The organism is Endozoicomonas sp. (assembly GCF_051008435.1).
GTDB lineage: Bacteria > Pseudomonadota > Gammaproteobacteria > Pseudomonadales > Endozoicomonadaceae > Endozoicomonas_A.
Map to the genome: position 1 here is coordinate 15,616 of NZ_JBPCXO010000202.1, position 18,527 is coordinate 34,142.

Below are 18,527 nucleotides of genomic sequence, written 5' to 3' on the forward strand. Positions count from 1 at the left end.
AGTTGGATTTAACTAATGCATTGATATCTATGCTGTAAATTATCAACCCCTTTAGTTTTAGCTACTATAAGAAGCATACAATCAAAATTTATTGGAGACATCAATGTCGCAAATATATGAGTTCATCGATCTCGAGCGTTTAAGATTAGATCACTACAACCCGAGACTACCTACAAGCCTTCATGAAAAAAGTGAAGACATCGTCATCAATTGGATGTTAACTGACGCATCTCTTGTAGAGTTAATGCTTGCTATAGGAAACAACGGTTTTTTCCCTGGTGAGCCACTTTTAATCATAAAGGAAGATGATGACTATATAGTTGTAGAAGGTAATAGAAGGCTTGCATCACTAAAATTGCTACAAGATCCATCAATTGCCGAAACGCAAAAGAAAAAAGTAAAAACTGTAGCAGAAGAAACAACTGAAAAACCAACCAAAATACCATGTATTATTTTTAATGAAAGGTCTGAAGTTAATAAGTACTTAGGTTATCGCCATATCACTGGAATTAAAGAATGGGATCTACTCTCAAAAGCTAGATACCTTAAAACACTATCTGATGATATAACATCTGAAGAACCAAAAAAAATGAAAAGCACTCTAGCCAAGGCAATAGGTAGTAAACCAGACTATGTTAACAGGCTCCTTATAGCTTACGACCTTTTCTTAGAAATAGAAAAAAACTCCTTCTTTCAAATAAGAAGTTTGAATGAAGAAACCATACACTTCAATTACCTTCTTGACTCTCTCAGGAGAACAAACATAAGAGACTTCATCGGTGTTGATATAAAAAGCAATCACCCTATAGAGGAATTAACGAATAACACTGACAAGAAAAACAACTTCAAGCAATTAATCCACTGGTTCTTTGATACTGCTGGAAGAATTAAAGTAGCCATCCGTGGTGATAGTGAAAGCTTAACTAAACTTGATGCGATTCTTGCGGATAAAATTGCAACGCAATATCTTTTTAGATCAGAAGATCTAGAGGAATCTTATGAGAAATTAAACAAAACATATGATTCATTTAATCACAACTTGTCTCTTGCAAAGAAAAATATTACTGCTGCTCTTAATCAACTTCCGAGCATAAAGGAACAGCATAGTATAGATATTGAGACCGCATCGGAAATTAGAGAAACAGCTCAAATGATAGTACTCAAACTTCAGGCAATAACCCCAGATCAGTGCGAGGGTTAAGATGTTTGATTTATCAACAGCTCCATCAGTATCCAGACGACTAAAACCATATTTTGTAGACTTTATTGAGATGCTTGCCTTAGTGCAAGATGAAGATGGAATATCAAAAGATGATGTAACAGAAAGGATATTAGATGAAGGAGAAGATGAAGAAGAACAAGATCAGCTCTTCATCAACGATTGCTATGAGCTTCTAGAGTGTCGTGCTGAAATTTATGGGGAAAGTTATCCCTTTTCTATCGAGCGAAATCAAACCATAAAAGTTAAAGACAACATATCAAATATTAATAGATACTATATATTTTTACTCTTGTGCTCGTATAGCTCAAAAGTAGATGATAACGCTTCTTTACGTCGGGATTTTGAACAAGTATGCGCTACTGCATTACAAGGTTATTTACCTCCATTGGCAGAGTGTCACGTATTTGGAAAATCAGGACTAGAAATTGAACGATATTCTGGTCATATTTCTCAAAAGCTCGAAAAGTTAGCTAGAGACTTGGGTGTAAATATTGATTTTGAGGAAGATGACTTCTCTCCCTATAATACAGGAGATAATGGTTTAGATGTTGTAGCTTGGCTGCATATTCCAGGAGATTCTTACAAAAAATACTCCCAAATTTATTTTGCTCAATGTGCCACGGGAAAGGAGTGGCCAAATAAACAAGGGGAACCCTTAAAAATTGGTAATTTATTGAGGTTAAACAATAATTTCTCAACAATTATATGCATACCATACGACACAAGAAAAATTAGCGGCAAACCAATTGATCACAATGATATTACTGCCTCAGTATATTTAGATCGCTATAGGATCATAACCCTTTTGGAAAGAGGTCATCAAATTGATGGTTTGCAATGTAATCAAACACATATTCAGAGGGCGTTAGATTATGAAGAGCCTTTTTACGAATAAATAAAGAAAAGTGGCTCATGCCACTTTTCCATTACATTTCAAAACCAAATCCGAAAGATCATTAACCCCGGAAAAGACCCCAAGTCCATCATCAACAAGCTGAGCCACAGCTTTGGAAATTTCAATATCCTGAGATTGCTGACGTATAAGCATGGCATAAACATCAGCCTGCTCGCCAAGCAAGGTATTGGTATTAAATTCCTGACCGTCTAGCTCAGTTTTAACCTTCTTCCTCAGGCTGCCCGTTTCCAGAGAATGGGCGATAGCCAGTCGAGCCAGAATATTGGGCGTCAGTCCGGTATTACCCTTCATCCTTGCCAGCAGGTCTGTAGCCTTTTTGGATATACGAATTCTATTAGGCAACATCTTCAGCCAGCTCCTGCTCTTTAATTTCAGTATCTTCAGTCATCTTGAAGCCGAAATAATGTTTTCTCAGATACTCGGAATTGCCCTCTTTCGGGAAGTATTCCACTTCATAGACATGAGAAATATTTGGTGACAGTTGTTTGAAGTAATTCTGGTCAATCTCGGTATCCGTAGAAAGGATAATTACTTGATGACTGGCTGTTGGGAAGTAATTTTCCACCAGCTTGCCACGGTGTTTACTATCTAGCCTACCCAATGGCGTATCGATAATGATAGGCAGTTTTCTACCGGATGTTCGAGCCAAAGCTTCCAGGATAGAAATCGCAAAAATCTGTTTCTCACCAGCAGAAAGCTGCTGTTTATTGATTTCATTACCCTGCTTGTCCAGCAGTTTAACGTCAAAACTTTTTGGGTCAATCTGTGCCTGCAGGCTGATATCTTCCTTACGTGCCAGCTTTCTGAAGGATTTAACAAATTCTTCTTCCAGTTGCTTCACTTTATTGACGGTTGTTTTTGATGCAAAGTCATTTAGTAGCTCTCTGGAACGCTGAGCCATCTGGTAGGCACGGTTGCTTGAGAAGTTAGCACTGAATTCCTGCTCTTTCTTCTGCATCTGACGCATGAGATCCATAGCTTCACGCAAGGCTCTTTTGGCATCATCTTTTGCAACAGCCATTTTGTTGTTCTCGGCTGTTCTCTTCTCATTCAGCTCACGAAGCTGTTCAAGCTCATCCTTAAGGAAAGCTTCATCTGGTGCACGTTGCAGGTTTTCACTGGCATGATCCAGTTGATTTTGAATATCAGCAAGCTGCTTGCCCATATCCAGCATCAGCTGTCTTGAAGCAGGTATAATATTTTCCAGCAATAGTTGAACGCGGTTGAACTGGCGTTCAGAGCAATCGTGGACAATATCAATCTGTTCTATTTCATCAAACAGCTCAGCGAAAGCATTACTGATTGCGCTTTCAACCGCTTGCTTGTCATTGAGTGACTGCAATAGCGAACTTTTCAGCAGTTCTACCTTCTGGTCAAGGCTAGCCTTGAGAATGGATTGCTTTTTAAAATCCTGTTCTTTTTCAAGCTGGGTCAGCAAATTCTTAACACAGCCAATAGCCAGTACCAGAGGGAAACCTGCCCCCATAGCTGTTCGAATCTGTTCTTCAAGATATTTCTTTTCTGCTATCAGTTGTTCCAGTCTTACCTGTTCTTCATTTCTTGAGCGTGCCCAAGCCCCACCCTTGCTGGAAATATAAGACTCAGATCGCTTGATATCGATGTCGATTGCTACAACCTGACGCACAGCTTCGCTTTGCTCATTCAATGCAGCTTCATACGCAGCATAGGCAACATCATATTCTTCTTTAAGAGTACTGATTATTTGCTGATGCTGTTCTGGCATAGACGCGGTGTTTTTTTCCCGCAGGTAAATGGCCAGGTCATCACGCATGCGGTTTATGACATCCAAACCAAGCAACTTCCTAATGGCAGTACCTAAAGCCCGACCAGTCGTATCTTCTGCTAGTTCAGCAATTTTTTCACCGTCGAAGAAAAACAGATCAGATACGCCAATAGGAATCAGCTCGTTCAGGAAACCCTGACACTGGTCATAAGTAAGACTCAGTATTTTTCCATCTTTCTCAATCTTGAGGATTTCATGGACTTTGCTGCCATTAGCTGTCCACTCTCGCTTAATGGTATAGAGAGATACTTCGCCACGGGTTGCATAGCTAAAAGTCAGATGAATTTTTGCAGCGTTTTTCTGTATCTTGGCCTTTTTGCTCTTATGAATAGAATCTTTCAGGTACTCGTGATATTCCCGAATAGAAACACTACTACCCAAGCTGTGCTTGCCATACAGAGCCAGACGAACAGCCGTCAGCGTTGTGGTTTTACCTGCACCATTTAGCCCACCAAATAATACGATGGGGCGTTTGCGACCATCACGCACCTGCGGAGCCAAGCTGATGGTTTCTTCATTGCTGATAACTCTAAAGTCACAGATCTTCAGCTCTTCAAGAATCATGACTGAACCTCTGACTTAGTAAGGTCTTCATATCTTTCTCGCAATGCATTTAACTCAGTTTTATAACCATCTAATTTTGTAACTACATCTTTGCGATGCGAAAGAGCTTCTTCTTCAACCCAGTCCTGTCGTAAAAGACTATCTAATTTACCCATTAACCCCTTCCGCCGACTAAGCCCTTCCATAGACAACTCGAGTTCAATTAATTTCATAACCAACTCAGCAGGAACGTCATGCTTCTGTTCGAGTTCACGAAGTAAATCAGAATCTGGCTTAGTAAATGCACCGGCATCATTTTCAACCCAATCTAGATCTTTTCCATATATCTCACGATATATAGAAGGCAATTGATCAGACCAATCTGGCTCAAGAGGGTCGTGTAACCATTCGTTGCGAATTGCATGTAACTCAGGCCGAGTTATAAGTTCGATATCATGCCCTTGCTGCCTAATACTTCTCTCAATCTCTAAAAGTTCTTTCAACCATTGCTGGCGATATTCAAGAAGGTAGGGACCAAAGGAACGTTTAATCTCATTTTTACCATCTTCATTAATCTTTCCACTTGAGACATATGAGATATAACCATTACGGCGACGCTTATTACGTATGCTTTCTTTATTTTCAGGTCTCGTTGTATCCCATAGTTTTTGCCTGAATTCCAGCATAGGCTGCATCCAGGTCGCACCATTCTCAATCAAACCTTCAATCGCTTTATCTTTGGTAACAACTGTGCAAGTCCAGCAGCCAAAACGAGAGCTACCGCAAGAAGGTGTACTCGTATCTATAACCAGAGGACATTCACCAGCGTTAGAACCTTTATAGAGATCAAACAGCTCGCGATTGGTTCCACCCCATGGCGCATAAGTTGCCAGCAGATACATCCAGACTTCATCATGAGTCCAGTCTTCGATTGGCATGTAGGTATATGCACCTGGCAATGACGTATGGCGTGCCAATAAACTACCGTCAATCTTATGCTTGGCAATAACTTGAGCACGAGACGAACTTTCCTGACTACGAGAGCCAAGAATTACAATTACTTCACCAAAGTGAGCGACTTTATCCATAATAAAGTCGCTCACTGGATCGATTTTCATCCGTTCTGTACACCAACGAAAAGAAGTAGTTGGTGCTGGATAGCCTTTACCAAGCAGATTTGACCAAAATGTCTGATCGGTTTTTGGGAACACCTGATGAGCGGTCATAGGGAGACCATGCTCTTTAGCTCCCTCGTTTATAGCAACAATGACATGCTTAATCTGGTCAACAACTACAGGCGTTTCCACCAGCGTATCAGAAGAAACAACATATACGTGCTTGTTCAGTTCTTCTGGCTTCAGTTTGAGAAGTGCTGTGTATACCAGTGATAAAATCGTTGTTGAATCTTTACCGCCAGAAAAACCAATCACCCAGGGCTTATCGTCATGACGATACAGCTCCTGGATTTCATGTAACAGGTCTTTCAGTGGACGACCCGCATAAGGGCTGTCCACGTCTTCCAACATTTCATCGATGCTGGAATATAAAAGGGTTTCTTCGGTCATGATATAAATGTCTCTTCAAGAGACTCGTCTGATGGACTGAGCATTACACCCAGAGCCTTACGAATTACGTTTGCCGTCAAAGCTACATTGGTTCGTGCCTTGCTCAGCTTGCCGTGCAGCAGAGCCCGTCCTTCCCATAGTTCCTTGTTTGCTCTGGACCAGTCAATAGTATTCAGCTCTTGCAATCGGGATTTCCAGCTTTCTGGATGTTGGCTTAGCAAATCAGCGCCAGCACACCCTAAAGCGTGGAGAGTCACTCCGTGAGCATGTACAAAATTCGTTCTGAGTTCTGCTGAAGATACTTTACGACTCTCAGCATCTTTCCAGTCAGGCATCGCCTCAGTAACTGCTTCCCAATATTCGGTTGCAAGGAGCATTTCTTCCTGGCTGATACTGTCTTTCAGTCCTTTTCTCAACAAGCTGCGACTGGCCAGCTTTACACTGCTCAATGTAAATAGCTTGATACTTCGGTTGGAAATGCTCGATTTTTCAAGCTCAGTCAACTTTTTAAAGCATGAAACATTATCAACAATGTAACGAGCCATATTTGAGCTTGGATCACGATGATCATACAAAGTACTCAGTGACTCACTAGGGCGTACGGCATGTTTGTTGAGATCCGCAAACATTTGCTGACTACGCCTCAAGCCTTCATCTATGAAAAAAAGAACGGGAATGTTGTCATGCCCAAGTTCACTGTTTTCTCTGATGGCATCCTCGATAGCTGCCCTGCGGTGCTGGCCATCGTTAATGAGAATTTGAGCATCCATAGGCACTGATAGAAGACCAAGGTTAACTGCTACCCCAGTATCAGCTAGAGGCTCGAAATGAACCTGATCGTTAATGGAAGCCGTGATTGCAGAAAGGGTGTAATCCTCTCTGTTGCCAATAAGGTATCTTGCCATTTCAGGAATACGAGAGCGATTCAGAGTACGCTGAGCCCGAAGTTCAGGTGGAACTTCTTCTTCGTCAAAGACAAAGATCTTAGGGATAAGACGCATGGGACACATGGCAATGTAGCATGGTCGACCGGATTGTATCCCTCTTACCGCCGGAAAGGTATGGTTAAATTCACGTAAATGATTGGAGCTCATGCTGGCATCTGTATGTAAAAAATACATTGTACATCTATACACTGGAAGTGAAAATAGTAAGATAATGACAAACAAGCCAAGACTTACGTGTTATATAAAATGTCCGTATCAGAACTCGTAGATAACTATCGAATTGACCACACCCTTGATGCACAAGGGCTAAACTGTCCTGAGCCTGTCATGATGCTTCATAACACAGTCAGGAAAATGAAGGCAGGTGAAATTTTGGAAGTGATTGCTACAGATCCATCGACCCAAAGGGATATTCCCAAGTTTTGTTCGTTCTTGGGACATGAACTGTTAGATCACAAAGAAATTGATGGTAAATTTTTTTATCACTTGAAGAAGGGGGAGTAATTCTTCCTTGATCTCAAGATAAGTGGAGTCGGTATGGAGAATCCAGTTCAAGCTGTTCAGCTAAAATACTCTAGGGAGCCTGTTGTTAAGATGCAGTTTTCTTCGGAAGGAGGCTGCATACTCCCAAAAGCTTTTTCAGCTCTTTTTAGTGAACTGAGCAGTGTTCTATCAAAGGATGAATTTCAACTTCTTGAGCTCAAAGCCAACAACACTCCGTACCGAACTATAGCTGTCGAGTTTGACTCGACAGCCTACGCCGTTCGCAGACAACTCGATGCTCTGCTTTCAAGGGTGTCAAGACAGCACTCCGCTGATCTTTTTGAATTTGCCTGGGTTTTAGACCTGGCTCTTGATGATTATAATGGTGAGAGTGATTTCAAAAGCATGCTCCGTCGCTTGAACCTCAAGAGGCCCCAGATTAAGTTCCTGATATTGCTCACCAGAAATTTTGTAAAGCATCCTGTTGAGCACTATAAAAATCGTATTTTTCGTATCAAGCTAGGACTCAGCTATCTACCTTGAAAAAACGATACCCCCTTATCTCAACACCATGCACTTCCTTCAACGCCTTGGTCAGATCATTCATGACTGGACCAAAATTCTTGTTTTCTTCAAGCAACCGCATCTCTTGCAGCCTTTGGTCAAAAGATAATTGCTTTTTACAATCAGCAAAGCAGTCATCAATAAGCTTAGATTTCCAGTACAACGGTTGAGGCTCATACTCGCCATACCCATAGTCAAAAAACTCTATCCGCCCTGCCCGCATATTGATCTTGATCCGTTCTCGCAGCATGGGTAAAGGCTGGGTTTCAAAGCCATCGTAGGCCATGAGTGTCAGCTTTCCTGAGCGAATATGGATTTTTATCAGGTCTATCTCTTCTATTTCTCCATAGAGCTGAGTCGCACAACCAATGTAGAGTTGTAACTCTATGGGAAGCTGGTCAATAAAACGGGTATGCAGGATTAGAGAATGTCTGATATTTAAAATACTGGCTGGTAGAGACTGGTAAGCTTTTTCACATTTCTGGTCAATTAAATCGGGCTGAGCAAGGGAGAAAAGCAGATTTTTAGATTCCTCTGTAGCTAAGCGGTAATTTCCAAAGAATGCTTTGATATCCCTTTTTAGCTGTTCAGGCATGCTATTGTAGGGGCGGCGCTTGCTGAAGAGTTGCAGGGCAAAATAGATCAGTAACTCCTCTTTCCTTTGCTGCTCTGAACGGAAGAAGTCATCCTGATCATATTTAAGGCAAGCCAGCTTAAAAGCCTGTTTGGGTGACCCCAGGCACACCTTTATTTCATCGCTGGCATCAAGCTCTTCCTGTGCAGGAAGTCGCCCAAGCTCAAGGCACCTTTCCCAAAATGACTGAACTAACATAGAATATTGCTCCAGAACTTGCTGGGCTTTGGGAACTCGTATAGTTTTCTGAGACAATTGCTGCCATCGCTGCCGACCTTTGTTAGCAAGGTATAGTTGTTCTTCCTCTTTATCCTTGAATACGTAAAATACGCCGGGGCCTACAGCTATCGGTTCTTCCTCGAGAACTTGCTCAATAAAACTTTGCAGTTCAGATTGACTGTAGTATTTCTGGAATGTGTTCCTTGAAGTAATCACTCCATCTTTATAAGCTTTGAACTTGCTAATGTGGGCGTCAGTTCCCAACATAGCAGCAATGACCAGTAATTTATCAGTGAGCCTCCATGCCCCTAAAAGAGCATCCACCCGCTCTTCAATATCTTCAATTACATTGATAACAAACCCTAGATTCACCAGGTCTGCATTGACTTTGTCGCCTTCTGGACGCCAGTTTGGGTCCCAGCCTTGCGCGGTGATGCCATGTGCTTCCAGCTCTCTGAGATCGTCACCATGCCCACAGCCGTAATCGAACACAGACATTCTGCCATCCAAATAGCCATGATTAGCCAGTGATTTCATCGGAGTGGACAGGTCATCTCTGGATAATGCGGTCTTATGCCTGTCGATCGATTTTGTTTCGGATGAATCAACAGCCGCCGAACGAAATAACCGACCATCAACCAGCACATAGCCTTTACTTTCCAGAAGGCTTTCCCAAGTACGTTTAAATCCTATGGCTTTACTATTTTCGTATAACCCTGCGAGCTCACCTTCCTGAGTAATAAGGCAAAAATCTTCATAGTGGGGTGATTCAGCCTGCAGCATTAATTCTTTGCGGTGCAGTATGGGTGGATTGTCTGTCTTCTGATAACAAGTCTCTTTACACCGTTGCTTGGTAAGATCAATGCTGATGCTTTTTTTTAAGGCTGGATAAGCATCCGAAAAAAACGTGGGGTAGCTAAGAAGGGTAAGTTTGAAGCTGTCTCTATGAAACTTGAGGATATCCCAATCATGTTCCTCAAGCCCTATTACTGACACCTGAATAAGAGCAAAGCTTCTGAGCTGCTCGTCAATATCGGGCAGTGCCGACTTATGAAGGTAGACAGCTTTAGGCAGCTTTTTACCAATGGCTAAATCATTCACACACTCATGATATTGATCAGGGTTCATATCTTGATAGCTGTTCAAGGAAGCCTTCAACAGTGTAGCGATATGGCTGCCGCCTGCCAAATCGAGGCCCTTTCAGCCAACATACCTCTCGGCTTGGACAATCGGAGTAACTGACATGGATAGGTAAACGAGCGCCATAATAGTAAAGCCGGTCAAATGGGCAATGCTGAACCAACCAGCGTGCAACATCTGTAGATGGGATATCAGGCACCAAAAAATCGCAGGCTTGCCCACCTCTCTCACAGACTCGTTCACCCTTGCTGTTTAACTCATAACCCGCATGTTGATCCAGCTTTGGCGCAATACGTGGAGGACTGTTTTTCGCAATGGCTAAACTCAACTTGCGACTGCAAAAAGCATAGGTAAGCTCTATGTCACCAAACTGCCCAACCACTGGATCAAGAACGTGCCTGGCAAGCTTTGAAATAGCTTCCCAGCTCTCCTCCTGCAGAGGGAGATTATCAATATTCTCACGTGCAAAAGTCTCACCACAGCAGATTAGCGTTCTATAGCTGAAGTGTCGGCTGCACATTTGGCTGAGTCTTTGATTGATGATCCAGCTCCCCACCGCTATAGCTTTAATGATCAGCACTATAGCCAAAGATACCAGCCTCAAGGAACATTAACGATATAGAACTAGGATACTTGCTCAAACATTAGTCCAGTTAACTCCGACTCTTGGACAAGCTCAACAAACCTCTCACTGCAATAGAGGTATGAGAAATGACCAAAGGCAGAAGTCCAAACGGTTTGCCCCTCAATATCACTGGTTTTGAATGCAATTTTCTCTACCTGACTGAACTCGTTTTGATAGCTTTTGCTCTCATCGGCATCAATAGCATTTAGCACATTCAAAAAACACCAATCAGCCCCCTGGTAAGAAACCGGTAAAACCTCCCCAACACCCACCAATAATGGCTTAAGCGCTTTATAGGCTCTCTCCGAGAGCATTAACTCATTCACCTGAAGCCTGCAAATATCACCGCGTTCAAGGTCATCTTCTACAATACCTTCACATTTTACCCAGAACTCTGCCAATGACTCCCCTTCATCCATGGCCATAGCCAGCTCTGAAGGCTGCTTACTTAGAGCGATGATGGTTTCAACATCTGGGAAAAGCTCACCAAACTGATCATCACTAACTATTTTGAAGAAGGTCATAATTCAACTCTTCCTTAATGTTGGGGGGGATATCGCCTGTTTCGAGTTTCAGACCCAGGTTTTCCAGTTTTTGCTTGAGGGCTTCTTGATTATTCAGCGGTCTGACTTCCAGTTGTATCCACTGATAATAACTCTTTCTATGGATTCGACTATGAGGTACAGCTCCGGGTTAATGCCCAAAATCGGATGAGAACAGAATACCGTTTAGACCGTTTAACTCGATAATATCCTTAAACTTCTCGGTACAATAAAGGTGGCTAAAGCGGTCAAAGCTTGTTTTGAATAGAATTTGAGTACCTACTGCCTCAGGCCTAAATGATAATGATGAGACTCCAGCAAATACACCGTTATTGGATAGGATATTCGACTCTGAGGGGGCTGGCTCAATCACACTGTGTACAGAAAAGACATAATATTCTTCGTCACGGCATTCAAAAGGTAGAAACTCACCCAACAGGTTCAGTACTGGGGAAAGTAGCTCTTTAGCTCTTGGTGAGAGTACAAGAAATACATCCATCCATCCATAGATACACATCCGGGAGTTCCGTCAGCTCTTTAGCTTCCTCAGAAAATATTTCATAAAATCCGCCATGACTTTGTGGCCACTTGTCGGCAATGGGTTGCTGAATAGAGCGGATTTTCCGGTATTTAACAATACCGAATGCAGCCATAAGCTCTTCAGTATTAAAAATTTCCAACGAGCCATAGGCTGCTGTGTCTGAGGACACCTTGTATAACTTCATGCTATTTTTCTCAGGCCATTAAGTGAGAAAAAATGCTTCCTCACCATTTAATCATGCAGTCTAAAAAACGACCGTTTTTTCAGACTGCATGATTGTTAAACTATTTCTAGGTTTTAATGTTGATCTCATCACTCCGCAAAGGAGAAAAACGTTTCCGATAATCCCTGGGGGTAAGACCGGTGATCGCTTGAAATACCCTGCGAAAAGCACTGGCATCCTCATAACCCACTTGCCAGGCGATTTCTTCAATATTCATGCGAGACAACTCCATTAGCTCCCGTGCTTTGCTTACTCGCAGCTGTTGCAGGTATTTCGATGGTGTTAATCGTGTCGCGGTCTGAAAGCGTCGGATAAACGTTCTCCCCTCCAGACAGGCTTCTTTCGCCATCATGGGGACTGTCAGCGGTTCATTAAAATGTTTTTGCAGCCAGTGCTGGGCTTTTAGAATGGCAGCGTCCCCATGTCCGAAACTGGGTGAAAAACTGCTGTAATACTTTTGTTCCCGCCCTCCGGGATCCACTAGAAAGAATCGAGCTGTGGTCAGCATAGTCGCAGACCCCATAAATCGTTCTACCAGCCTTAAACCTAGATCGACCCAGGCCATCAGGCCTCCGGCGGTAATGATATCGCCATCGTCTATGAGCAGTTTGTCGATATTAAGCTGAACCTGGGGATGCCGGCCAAGAAACTCTTCTTCAAGACTCCAGTGCGTGGTGGCCGGGCGATTATCCAGCAATCCGGATTGAGCCAGGTAAAGTGCACCCGCACAGACTGAGCAGATCAGAGCCCCTTTTTGATGACAGAGCGTCAGAAGGCCCGGCCATGAGGCAGACTCTGTCGGCATACTCCCAAGACAGGGAGGAATAATCACGACACTGCTAGTGTATGAATCACTCTGTCCCAGCGACTCCGACTCAACCTCTTTTGTGATCACATTGAAGACACATTCAGCTGACCCCTCACCCCGATCGCGCTGATAAAAATCATTAGCCTTATTCAGCAGATCCATCAAACCATAAATGGCTGCCTTCTGAGCATGAGGATAGGTGAGGATTGAAACGCTGATTCGTTCTTTCTGAGAGTGTACTTCTTTAATCATGTGACAAATATTGCACGAATTATGTCAAATTTGCCAAGTTTCAAAAGAATCACAACCTCATAAACTAGGGCCACTATCAACAAGGAGATACTTCTCATGAGCCAACGCGCACTGCTTGTCATTGACCTTCAAAATGATTATTACCCTGGCGGACTGTGGCCACTGCACGATATAGCGCAGGCATCAAGAAATGCTCGTACTGTATTGGACTCTGTCCGTAACAGCGAAGACCTGGTTGTCCATGTCAGGCATGAGTTTGAAGATAATAATGCCCCGTTCTTCCTGGCTGGTTCCACTGGGGCAGAAATTCATTCCGATATGCTGCCGCTGGACAACGAAACGGTTGTTCTCAAGCATGCAGTTAATTCATTCCATCAAACCAACCTCAAAGCGTTACTTGATCAACACAACATAAAAGACCTGGTGCTTGTAGGGGCTATGAGTCATATGTGTATAGATGCCGCTACGCGTGCAGCTGGTGATTTTGGCTATAACGTTACTGTTATAGAAGATGCCTGCGCGTCAAAGGATGTTGAGTTTAATGGCAGGAACGTAGCGGCAGAAGATGTTCATGCTGCATTTATGTCCGCTCTGAGCTTTGCCTATGCCGATGTGGTTTCAACCCAACAGTGGCTCGAACAGCAGATATAAAAGTCTATCCTCAACCGGATACATGTGTACAGCACTGGCAGTTGTTGCTTTGTTACAACAGCTACATCTCTATTTAGGAGCCTGACCGTGAATAGACAGCCCGGCTTGAAGCTCAGAAAGAACGGACGCAATTCTTGGTCAGACGCCTAACTCTTCATCAGTTAAATACGGAGTAATTGGCGTTAAGAATGGGTTTGTCTCGCTCAAACCGATCTGCCAGCGGGTCCAGCTGGCATGGCGCTATTCCCAGTATTATTTCAACAACCCTCTATTCTCCTTCCAGCATTCATTCAGCTGCCTGGCAATCAGCTTCTTCGTGCTTGGCCTAACGTCGAAATCTGCCGCAAGCTCTGGCCAATCCTGTAATGCATCCAGTACACGCTCAATGACTTGTTTAGCCTGATTCCAGGTTGCGATATTGGCCTGCTTGGCTAATTTCTGAACTGCTTTGACGGGAGGCTCTGAGCCATAACCCAGGTAAGCCATCATGTGCTGGTTGTAAGGTGAGGGACTGAAAGTAACATCGTAGAAAGGAGCCAATGACCACTGGCCCAAATCATCCATTAGGAATGACCAGTTTTTGGTGTGATCGTCCTGATTAAGGCCAAACAAATTGAACATGGATCGGGTAAACTGTTCCTGAGCAACAGCCGGGTTCTGGCAAAGCACCTGGCTCACTTTCAAGAGATCATCATAATCCATAGAAGGCTTTCTAAAATCTGCATTCATAAGCCCACATAAAGTATGCATATGCAAACGGCCTTGCTCAGGCTGTTCTTGAGAGCAGTCAAATCGTTGCAGGGCCAGCCAGGCAATCGATTCTGATCCGCCAGTTTCATGTATCAACTGCCATTTAGGTACCGTTAACCCGGCCTTGCCTGCCATTGTCAACCAGGCTGCTTCACAAAGGCCTTCTTCATGGCCCAGGGGTAAACTTTTGGACGTAAATTTTACCAGCCAAGGCGATAAACCCTGTTTAGCCAGGGTGCTGACTTTGTAGGGATTATCAGGATCAATCCATACAGACGCCTTTGGCCTCGCACCACCGGAGCCGCCAGCCTGAGCCAGAGCAGGCAGGATATCGTCTGTCTCACCTTCGAATATCTGCTGAGCCTCCAGCCCAAGCATTGCAATATCGGTGAGTCTCTCATCTTGCTCTGTTTCATACTCTGTAGCAGGCAAATAACTCAGTGACCCCGTCCCCCTTTGGCCAATAAAAGCCAAACGATCCAGGGGAGTGACCTGATGAGGAAGAATACCCTTCTGACGAAATACTCGATCCATCAGAAGAAGGCCCCAACCATCCGGTAAAGAATCAGCAAACACTCCCTGCAAACCTTGATGAGGCTCATGCGGTCCCCGATGCAGGGATGCATCAAACGGTACCGTGAATGGAGAAAGACTATGAAACTGATCGAGATAGGTTTTGTCGTATTGAAAAAAAATACCTTGCTGGTTCTGAGCCAACTCCCCTACTTTCTGTTCAGCACCCTGGCTAAAACGACGGTGTACGCTGAGTTTGCGAACCTTCATTGTCTCAGTACTTCATCAATACTGGAGGGGAGTACTTCATCTTCTTTCGTCAGGGCATAGAGATTCTCAAGCTGATCGACACATTGCCAGAGCAGGATGAACTGTCTGAGTGATATTTGACCGGTAGTTTCAAACTTTTTAATGGTGGGTGCGGGAACGCCACTGCGTTCTGCAAGTGACTGACGTGACCAGCCTTTAACTTTTCGTTTGGCCATAACCGTTGCAGCCAGCTGTTCCTGGACCTCGGAAGGTGTCAATAATGAGAGTAAGCTCATAGCTATCCAATGGCTTATATATAGATATTATTGTAGCCATTATCCCCATAATTACCAATTATTAGATACTATGATGTCTTTTATTGGAATTCTATCAACCACCATGCCATGCTTGAGAAAAATACCCACATCGGTGAAACAACGATTGATCTCCGGAAAAATAGCTCGACCTAGATGATGCTTTTCTAAAAGGTAGGATATGTTCATCTGCCCTTGCCTCCAAAATACGATAATCGATAGCGTTCCTTCTTCCAGTTGCTATAGAAGCAGCCTAACTTCAAGGTCAGCAGACTCAACACGACTCAATCATTGATAGCTAGAAATATTATTTTGGCATATAGCATAGGAGCTACATTCCTGGATACAAGGGTGACCCAACACCCCCCATGAAAGGATAAAGGGATAGAATTGTAATCGTATAGAGAGTCCTATAATAAAAACTCGTTGCCTTTGTCAGGCTCCGCATACAGCCTGGACTGAAGCTGCTTAAATAACTCATGAAGAGTAATGTCCAGGTAGCCCAAGAACTTGTCTTTCGCTAATGTTCGATCATAGACGTCTGTTGGAATAAATCGCTTCATTTCTGACTCCAACTCACCACTGGCCAGTATTTTGGAAAACGATTCTATCCGCTCAGTCAAAGCTTGTTCAAAGTCGGTTAACTGGTAATCCTTTATTTTTCTAGCTACCAACTTTTCATCCAAAACAGCCCCCTGCTGCTTCAGCCAGATCAGGTCCCAAAAGTCACGATAGCGGACATAGCGCCGGGTGGCAGGTAAAGCAATTAATTTGTCCGCCATAATTTCATTGAGTGTTTCAACATAGATCAGCGTGTCTTCATAACCGTCCGGCAGAAAATCATAATTTTTTAACAGTGACTGTGTCGTGCGGGTATAGGCAGGGATATTGGCTACTTCAAGCTTGATACGCTGCCTGGGAACGTCTTTTCGATCAGGAGCGGTCACTATGGAAATCTGCCATTTGTCGACTTTAAGTTCAGCGTACTGTGGATCAGATTTGAGGCTAGCCGGTTCTTTGATAAAAACTTCCAGCCCATAGCGCTTACCAAGGTAATCTTCGATACAGGCTTTCATTGAAGATAATTGCTTTGAAGAAAAGTCGGTTCCTCCAGCAAAACCCAGATCTTCACTGAACCGTTTACCTCCATAACAGAGTCTTAGGGCAGTCCCCCCCTGAAAAACCAATTTATCCAGCAGTCCTTCCTGATCCAGACAAAATAGAATGTCATAATGAAGGAGCTCCTTCTCTATAACAGGTCGCATATTAGCTAACTGCTCGTTAGTTAATGCTCTGTCTACCAGGTAACTGAAGTCAGCCGGATCAATCTTCATAAAGAACCTGCTCATCAACAAGGTGTGTATTTCTTCCTACCCGCTTTAAATCTCTCCAGGCAGCTTCTTTGGTGGCCATTCGAAGTGGCTTTCCTGTAACAAGCATGCTGTTAACGATCTGAGCCATGGTGCGTTTTGTATGAGTAAATTCGATGGTACCAAAGGGCGTTTTGTACTCACCTTTTCGCCCTGTTGTCATAATCGTTAAGCGATCAATGGGAATCTGCGAAATAGCGCCATAATCTGACAATGCAGACTCAAGGCTAACATAGCTATATTCTCCACGCCGCATGGCTTTGGCAATAAGTTCAAGAGTGTCCTTCCCCTTGTCCCTGGCCAGGGCAAATACAAAAATCCCTTTACCTGCACGAATCAGTAGATTTTGCTTCACCAGGCGATTCAAACCAGCCTGAAGGGCACGAGGGCTGCTTCAGAGAAAATTTTTGCCAAATCTCTGGCTGTGAAAACATAGCGGCCTTTCTTATCTAATTCAGACAGCCTCTGCATAGCTGTAGACTGGTTCATCTTTATAAGTAGACTCCAAAAACACATAAAGTTGTCTTTTCTATCTACATAATTGCATCCACATTAAGTCTACACAAAAGACACTCTTTAAAGGCTTTTATGTACACTTAAAGCCTGCCTCTAACCATCACGCAATCTTGCCCTGCTTTGTCGACGATAATCTGCCTGATCACCTTATGTCACAACCAAGAGACCAGGCTAACACTTCAAAGTGTGATGACTTTATCCGGTTACAAGAAAGCTCTTCGAATGCTCTGCCTAATACTGAGAAAAGCTCACCATTAGCATTTGTTATTCTTTTGTATGGAGGTCGCCCGAGAGCATTAGGAAATGCTAATTGTCGATATTCTGGAAAGGATGAAACAACATACGACAACAAGTGAATATTGTGTGGAATATTTATAGTAGATATAAAAAAAGGCTATCGAATCATCGATAGCCTTTCTGTATGGTGCCCGGAGCCGGAATCGAACCGGCACGACTGTTAGGTCGGCAGATTTTAAGTCTGCTGTGTCTACCAATTTCACCACCCGGGCGACACGAATAGTCTACCTATTCGAGCCGTAAAAAAACAGGCGCTTAGCCTGTTCTTTCAAGGTTTGGAGGCGAGTACCGGAGTCGAACCGGTCTAAATGGAGTTGCAGTCCACTGCATAACCGCTTTGCTAACTCGCCTTTAATTTGGATCGGGATATTAGACTCGCCCTTGTTATAAAAAGACGACTCCAACCTTCTCGTTCCACACAGATCACTCTGCGTTCAAACTGGAGCGGGAAACGAGACTCGAACTCGCGACCCCAACCTTGGCAAGTTTGTGCTCTACCAACTGAGCTATTCCCGCATTGAAGATAATTTAAGACTTCTTCAAAGTCCGTAGCAGGAAACGAGACTCACTCTTTAACTCTGAGGCGACCCCAACCTTGGCAAGGTTGTGCTCTACCCACTGAGCTATTCCCGCATTGAAGATAATTTAAGACTTCTTCAAAGTCCGTAGCAGGAAACGAGACTCACTCTTTAACTCTGAGGCGACCCCAACCTTGGTAAGGTTGTATTCTACTCACTGAGCTATTCCTGCGCTCATCTTCGTCAGTGCCTGACCCGCTTGGGCTTCGTGTCCGTCGAAGATGCTGCGTAGTTTAAGAATTTTTCGTCTGCTGTCAATAG

The 18,527-nt window shown here is 43.5% G+C and carries 18 protein-coding genes and 5 tRNA genes; 5 read left to right on the forward strand and 18 right to left on the reverse strand.

What is annotated here, in order from left to right; genetic code table 11:
* Positions 1 to 103 precede the first annotated feature (103 nt).
* The gene (locus ACR2PX_RS10190; protein ID WP_433999251.1) at positions 104 to 1,201 is read left to right on the forward strand and encodes a ParB N-terminal domain-containing protein; all 1,098 of its coding nucleotides are present in this window, start codon (positions 104 to 106) and stop codon (positions 1,199 to 1,201) included.
* Position 1,202: 1 nt separating this feature from the next.
* Positions 1,203 to 2,117, forward strand: a complete 915-nt coding sequence (locus ACR2PX_RS10195; protein ID WP_433999252.1) for a hypothetical protein — start codon at positions 1,203 to 1,205, stop codon at positions 2,115 to 2,117.
* A gap of 15 nt (positions 2,118 to 2,132) precedes the next feature.
* Here the strand turns inward: ACR2PX_RS10195 and dndE are convergent, their stop codons facing one another.
* The 4 genes from dndE to dndB are packed head-to-tail and all read right to left on the reverse strand — an operon-like array spanning position 2,133 to position 7,144.
* Positions 2,133 to 2,483, reverse strand: coding sequence for a DNA sulfur modification protein DndE (gene dndE / locus ACR2PX_RS10200; RefSeq protein ID WP_433999253.1), 351 nt, complete (start codon positions 2,481 to 2,483; stop codon positions 2,133 to 2,135).
* On the reverse strand, positions 2,473 to 4,506 hold the full coding sequence (dndD, locus tag ACR2PX_RS10205) for a DNA sulfur modification protein DndD (protein ID WP_433999254.1): 2,034 nt from the start codon (positions 4,504 to 4,506) through the stop codon (positions 2,473 to 2,475). Before dndD ends, dndE begins: the two co-directional genes overlap by 11 nt.
* Entirely contained in the window at positions 4,503 to 6,050 is a 1,548-nt protein-coding gene (gene dndC / locus ACR2PX_RS10210) for a DNA phosphorothioation system sulfurtransferase DndC (RefSeq protein WP_433999255.1), read from the reverse strand. The genes dndD and dndC overlap by 4 nt, the downstream gene beginning before the upstream one ends.
* Positions 6,047 to 7,144 carry a DNA sulfur modification protein DndB gene (gene dndB / locus ACR2PX_RS10215; RefSeq protein ID WP_433999256.1) on the reverse strand — a complete coding sequence of 366 codons (1,098 nt, stop codon included), beginning with the start codon at positions 7,142 to 7,144 and terminating at the stop codon, positions 6,047 to 6,049. The genes dndC and dndB overlap by 4 nt, the downstream gene beginning before the upstream one ends.
* Before the next feature lie 99 nt (positions 7,145 to 7,243).
* On the opposite strand from dndB, the gene tusA reads away from it, so the two are divergent.
* Positions 7,244 to 7,501 (forward strand): sulfurtransferase TusA, encoded by a 258-nt coding sequence (tusA, locus tag ACR2PX_RS10220; protein ID WP_433999257.1) that lies wholly within the window; start codon positions 7,244 to 7,246, stop codon positions 7,499 to 7,501.
* Between the two features lie 90 nt (positions 7,502 to 7,591).
* On the forward strand, positions 7,592 to 8,023 hold the full coding sequence (locus ACR2PX_RS10225) for a hypothetical protein (RefSeq protein ID WP_433999258.1): 432 nt from the start codon (positions 7,592 to 7,594) through the stop codon (positions 8,021 to 8,023).
* On the opposite strand, the gene ACR2PX_RS10230 is transcribed toward ACR2PX_RS10225, so the two are convergent.
* The 5 genes from ACR2PX_RS10230 to ACR2PX_RS10250 all read right to left on the reverse strand — a co-directional run bounded on the left by ACR2PX_RS10230 (position 8,007) and on the right by ACR2PX_RS10250 (position 13,028).
* On the reverse strand, positions 8,007 to 10,025 hold the full coding sequence (locus tag ACR2PX_RS10230; RefSeq protein ID WP_433999259.1) for a DNA phosphorothioation-associated putative methyltransferase: 2,019 nt from the start codon (positions 10,023 to 10,025) through the stop codon (positions 8,007 to 8,009). The two genes, ACR2PX_RS10225 and ACR2PX_RS10230, sit on opposite strands and share 17 nt — an antisense overlap.
* Positions 10,015 to 10,626, reverse strand: coding sequence for a hypothetical protein (locus ACR2PX_RS10235; protein ID WP_433999260.1), 612 nt, complete (start codon positions 10,624 to 10,626; stop codon positions 10,015 to 10,017). Before ACR2PX_RS10235 ends, ACR2PX_RS10230 begins: the two co-directional genes overlap by 11 nt.
* 35 nt (positions 10,627 to 10,661) lie before the next feature.
* A complete protein-coding gene (locus tag ACR2PX_RS10240; protein WP_433999261.1) occupies positions 10,662 to 11,186 on the reverse strand; it encodes a hypothetical protein in 525 nt (174 codons plus the stop codon).
* A gap of 482 nt (positions 11,187 to 11,668) precedes the next feature.
* Entirely contained in the window at positions 11,669 to 11,929 is a 261-nt protein-coding gene (locus ACR2PX_RS10245; protein WP_433999262.1) for a hypothetical protein, read from the reverse strand.
* Positions 11,930 to 12,035: 106 nt separating this feature from the next.
* Positions 12,036 to 13,028, reverse strand: a complete 993-nt coding sequence (locus ACR2PX_RS10250) for a GlxA family transcriptional regulator (RefSeq protein WP_433999263.1) — start codon at positions 13,026 to 13,028, stop codon at positions 12,036 to 12,038.
* 96 nt (positions 13,029 to 13,124) lie between these two features.
* On the opposite strand from ACR2PX_RS10250, the gene ACR2PX_RS10255 reads away from it, so the two are divergent.
* Entirely contained in the window at positions 13,125 to 13,679 is a 555-nt protein-coding gene (locus ACR2PX_RS10255) for a cysteine hydrolase family protein (RefSeq protein ID WP_433999264.1), read from the forward strand.
* A gap of 252 nt (positions 13,680 to 13,931) precedes the next feature.
* On the opposite strand, the gene ACR2PX_RS10260 is transcribed toward ACR2PX_RS10255, so the two are convergent.
* The 9 genes from ACR2PX_RS10260 to ACR2PX_RS10300 all read right to left on the reverse strand — a co-directional run bounded on the left by ACR2PX_RS10260 (position 13,932) and on the right by ACR2PX_RS10300 (position 18,438).
* Positions 13,932 to 15,212 (reverse strand): type II toxin-antitoxin system HipA family toxin, encoded by a 1,281-nt coding sequence (locus ACR2PX_RS10260; protein WP_433999265.1) that lies wholly within the window; start codon positions 15,210 to 15,212, stop codon positions 13,932 to 13,934.
* Entirely contained in the window at positions 15,209 to 15,487 is a 279-nt protein-coding gene (locus ACR2PX_RS10265) for a transcriptional regulator (protein WP_433999266.1), read from the reverse strand. Before ACR2PX_RS10265 ends, ACR2PX_RS10260 begins: the two co-directional genes overlap by 4 nt.
* Positions 15,488 to 15,915: 428 nt before the next feature.
* Complete coding sequence (locus ACR2PX_RS10270; RefSeq protein ID WP_433999267.1) at positions 15,916 to 16,839, reverse strand: nucleotidyl transferase AbiEii/AbiGii toxin family protein; 924 nt, start codon at positions 16,837 to 16,839, stop codon at positions 15,916 to 15,918.
* Complete coding sequence (abiEi, locus tag ACR2PX_RS10275) at positions 16,829 to 17,230, reverse strand: type IV toxin-antitoxin system AbiEi family antitoxin (protein WP_433999268.1); 402 nt, start codon at positions 17,228 to 17,230, stop codon at positions 16,829 to 16,831. The genes ACR2PX_RS10270 and abiEi overlap by 11 nt, the downstream gene beginning before the upstream one ends.
* Positions 17,231 to 17,813: 583 nt before the next feature.
* A tRNA-Leu gene (locus ACR2PX_RS10280) sits at positions 17,814 to 17,900 on the reverse strand.
* 64 nt (positions 17,901 to 17,964) lie between these two features.
* Positions 17,965 to 18,038: transfer RNA gene (locus tag ACR2PX_RS10285), tRNA-Cys, on the reverse strand.
* Between the two features lie 90 nt (positions 18,039 to 18,128).
* A tRNA-Gly gene (locus ACR2PX_RS10290) sits at positions 18,129 to 18,204 on the reverse strand.
* A gap of 34 nt (positions 18,205 to 18,238) precedes the next feature.
* Positions 18,239 to 18,321 (reverse strand) — tRNA-Gly (locus tag ACR2PX_RS10295).
* Between the two features lie 34 nt (positions 18,322 to 18,355).
* Positions 18,356 to 18,438, reverse strand: a tRNA-Gly gene (locus ACR2PX_RS10300).
* Positions 18,439 to 18,527: the final 89 nt, after the last annotated feature.